This is a genomic window from Paenibacillus sp. FSL M7-0802 (genome assembly GCF_038004945.1).
GTDB lineage: Bacteria > Bacillota > Bacilli > Paenibacillales > Paenibacillaceae > Paenibacillus > Paenibacillus polymyxa_B.
The window spans coordinates 1-4,504 of record NZ_JBBOSD010000003.1 but is presented as its reverse complement, the minus strand read 5'-3'; the positions used below and the strand labels follow the sequence as shown (position 1 = coordinate 4,504).

At 52.9% G+C, this 4,504-nt stretch carries 1 protein-coding gene; it reads left to right on the top strand.

Features of this window, described 5'->3' with window-relative positions; all coding sequences use genetic code 11:
• A partial coding sequence (locus tag MHB54_RS28660) for a condensation domain-containing protein (protein WP_340982196.1) occupies positions 1–4,504 on the top strand: 4,504 nt, incomplete at both ends.

The window sequence follows — 4,504 nt, the reverse complement described above, 5'->3', positions numbered from 1 at the left end:
CGAAGCATTACCGCCACAGCATGTCGCACGGTTCCAACGGCTTGTGTCGAGCCTGGCTGGAGCGAAGCTGATCAACCTGTATGGTCCAACCGAAGCGACGGTGGACGTGTCGTACTTCGATTGCGAGCCGAATGAAACCTATGCGGTCATCCCAATCGGGAAACCGATTCAAAACATTCGTCTGTACATCGTGAAGGAAGGCACGGAGCAATTGCAGCCGATCGGGGTTGCAGGGGAGCTGTGCATCGGCGGTGTCGGCGTAGCACGGGGCTATCTGAACCGACCGGAGCTGACGGCAGAGAAATTCGTAGCCGATCCGTTTGCTGGCGGGGAAGCCGGCTATGAGCGGATGTACCGCACAGGCGATTTGGCGAGATGGATGCCGGACGGGAACATTGAATATCTGGGCCGGATCGACCATCAGGTGAAAATCCGGGGTTACCGGATTGAGCTGGGCGAGGTCGAGTCGCAGCTGCTGCAAGTGGAATCGGTACGCGAAGCCGTAGTCATGGCTCGCGCGGATGAAACGGGCCAGAAACAAATGGTGGCGTACTATGTCGCCGGACAAGAGCTCGGAGCCAGCGAGCTGAGAAGTGAGCTGGGCCGGGAGCTGCCAAGCTACATGGTGCCATCGTACTTTGTACAGCTAGAGCAGATGCCGCTGAGTCCAAATGGCAAAATCGACCGCAAGGCCCTGCCAGCACCGGAAGGCAGCCTGCAAACCGGAGCCGATTATGCTGAGCCGCGTACCGCGCAAGAACGTGCTCTGGCAGCGGTCTGGCAGTCAGTACTGGGACTACAGACTGTCGGTATTTTGGACAATTTCTTTGATCTGGGCGGCGATTCGATCAAGGCGATCCAAATCGCATCGCGTGCGTTCCAGGCCGGCTATAAGCTGGACATGAAGGATTTATTCCAGTATCCAACGGTTGAAGCACTGGCACCGCATATGCACGAGGTCAGCCGTATGGCAGATCAAGGAGAAGTGAGCGGGGAAACCGCTTTGCTTCCGATCCAGCATTGGTTCTTTGCGCAGGAGCGCGAGCGTCCGCAGCACTTTAATCAGGCGGTCATGCTCTATCGTGCCGAGGGCTTTGATGAGACGGCGGTTCGCCAAGTCATGGATCACATCGTGAAGCATCATGATGCGCTTCGTACAGTTTTCCGTCAGACTTCCTCGGGTTATACGGCTTGGACACGCGGTGTAGATGAAGGCGCGTTGTATACGCTGGAAACCGCAGACTACCGTGAACAAGTAGCCTATGCGGAAGCGCTGGAAGCGAAGGCAAATGAAATCCAAAGCAGCATCGACCTGTCTGCAGGACCTCTGGTCAAACTCGGATTGTTCCGCACAGCAGAGGGAGATCATTTGCTCATAGCCATTCACCATTTGGTGATAGACGGGGTGTCGTGGCGGATTCTGTTTGAAGATTTCTCGACTGGCTACGAACAGGCGATCAAGGGCGAGTCGGTACGATTGCCCTATAAAACGGATTCCTTCCAAACATGGGCACGGGAGCTGTCGTCTTACGCCAACCGTCCTGCGGAGGCATCGGATACAGTCTACTGGAAGGAGTTGGAACAGGCCAAAGCGGAAGCGGCGCCGCTACCTAAGGATTTTGCCTATGAGGGCTCCTTGAATGCAGACAGCGAAGTGCTGACGGTAGAGTGGACCGAAGCTGAAACTCAGCAACTGCTGAAGCAGGCCCATCGCGCCTATAACACCGAGGTCAATGATTTGCTGCTGACTGCGTTAGGATTGGCAATGCACAACTGGACAGGCGCGGGACAGGTGCTAGTGAACCTGGAGGGACATGGCCGGGAAGCAATCCTGCCAGAGGTGGATATAACACGTACAGTAGGCTGGTTTACGAGCTTGTATCCGGTGCTGCTGGACACAGATGTCAACCTGACGCTGGCCCAGCGGATTAAAGAAACGAAGGAAGGTCTGCGCCGCATTCCACATAAAGGGTTGACCTATGGCACATGGCGCTACCTGTCCCCTGCGTTCGCGTCGGATGAAGCGCAGGCGATTGGAGCAGAACCGGAAATCAGCTTTAACTACTTGGGACAGGTCGATCAGGATGTGCAAAATAGTGGAATAACATTGTCATCCTATAGCGCAGGGGAGACAGAGGATGCCCATTCACCGTTACTCTACACGCTGGATTTGAATGCGATGATCTCGGAAGGCACGCTGCACTTGACGATCGCTTACAGTCGTAAGCAGTATCGCAAAGAAACGCTGGAACGTGTGGCGGGACTGCTACAATCCGCTTTGCAAGAGGTGATTACACATTGTGTCGCTCAGGAACAGCCGGAGCTGACGCCGAGTGATGTGTCCTTCCAGGGTCTGACGACTGGAGAACTGGAGCACATGGCAGCGCAGGCCGCACATATAGGTGAGCTGGAAAATGTATACGCGCTGACGCCGATGCAAAAGGGCATGCTCTTTTACAATCTGATGGACTCGCAATCGGGAGCTTATTTTGAACAGGCCTCCTTTGATCTGCAAGGACATTTTAATATCGATGCGTTTGCGGCAAGTTTGGATGTATTGGTGCAGCGGCATACAGCACTGCGCACGAACTTCTACAGTGGCTGGAAGGATGAACCGCTGCAGGTCGTGTACCGCAATAAGCACAGTGAACTCTATGTGGAAGATTTGCGAGATATGGAGGAAGTGCAGCAAAACGAGTACATCCTCGAATATACGCGCAAAGACAAGCAAAGAGGCTTTGATCTGGCGCAGGATGCTTTGATGCGTGTCGCCGTTTTGCGCATAGGTGAGGATGCGTACCGTTTTGTATGGAGCTTCCATCATATCGTGATGGACGGCTGGTGCTTGTCGCTGGTGACCAATGAAGTGTTTGCAAGTTATTTTTCGATACTGGCCCATAAACAGCCGGAACTGGCCCCTGTAACGCCATACAGTCAATATATCGAATGGCTGGAGCAACAGGATCGTCAGGCCGCATCAGGTTACTGGAGCAAGGTTCTGGAAGGATATGAGGAACAGTCCCGCCTGCCACAGGCTAAAATTCAGGGCAAAACGGGGTATCAGGCGGATCGTCTGGATTTTGACTTGGGTGCGGAGCTAACGGCAGGCATTCAGCGCATAGCCAAGCGTTATCAGGTAACGATCAATACGTTGATGCAGACGGTGTGGGGCCTTTTGTTGCAAAAATATAATGGCACAGATGATGTGGTGTTTGGCAGCGTGGTATCTGGACGTCCGGCAGACATTCCAAATGTGGAGCACATCATAGGTCTGTTTATCAATACCATTCCTGTACGCATCCGCAGTCAAGTGGACAGCTTATTCTCAGACGTGATGAAGCAAACCCAGGAGCAATCCATTGCTTCCCATGCCTATGATACGTACCCGCTGTATGAAATTCAGGGATTGTCAGAGCTTAAGCAGGATTTGATCAATCATATTCTTATTTTTGAGAACTATCCGGTAGAGGAACAATTGGAGCAATTAGGCAACGACGATGAGTCCAGCTTCAGTATCACAGGAGCCGAGTCTGTCGAGCAGACCAACTATGACTTTAACCTGGTGGTACTGCCGGGGAACACCATTCACATGAGTTTTGGTTATAATGCACTGGCCTTTGAACGGGAAAGTGTAGAGCAAATTCGAGGGCATCTGGTACAGCTGCTGGAACAGGTGACAGCGAAACCAGACATTCGTGTACATGAGCTGGATATGTTAAGTGAGCAGGAACGCAAGCAAATCGTCGAGGTTTGGGGCAATACAGCGGTAGCCTATCCAAACGAGCAAACGATTCATGGCTTGTTCGAGGCGCAAAACGCGAAAACGCCGGAGCAGACAGCCCTGTTCTTCGAAGGAGAGCAGTTGACCTATCGTGAACTGAATGCACGCGCCAATCGATTAGCTCGTACCTTGCGTAACCAAGGTGTGACGAAAGATCGTCTGGTGGGTCTGATGACCGAGCGCTCGGTGGACATGATCGTAGGTATCTTCGGGATTTTGAAGGCCGGGGGTGCATATGTCCCCATCGATCCGACGTATCCAGAAGAGCGTATCCGCTATATGCTGGATGACTCGGGTGCGAAGCTGTTGTTAACGCAAAACCATCTGGTGGATAAAGCAGCTTTTGACGGTAACGTGCTGGTGCTGGATGGAGCACAGAGTGTGTATCACGAGGATGGTTCCAATCTGGAGTCGTTGTCTGGTCCGAACGATCTGGCGTATGTCATTTATACGTCGGGTACAACGGGGCAGCCGAAGGGTGTAATGCTCGAGCATCATGGGCTGTGCAATCTGAAAACGTATTTTGATCAGACGCTTCGGATGAGCACGTCGGATCATGCGTTGCTGTTCGCCAGCTATTCGTTTGATGCGGCTTGCTGGGAAATCTTCCAAGCGCTGTTCTGTGGAGCCACGTTGTATGTGCCAACGTCAGAGACGATTCTGAACTACGAGCGGTTTGAGCAATATATGGCGGATCACCAAATCACGGTAGCAGCTTTGCCG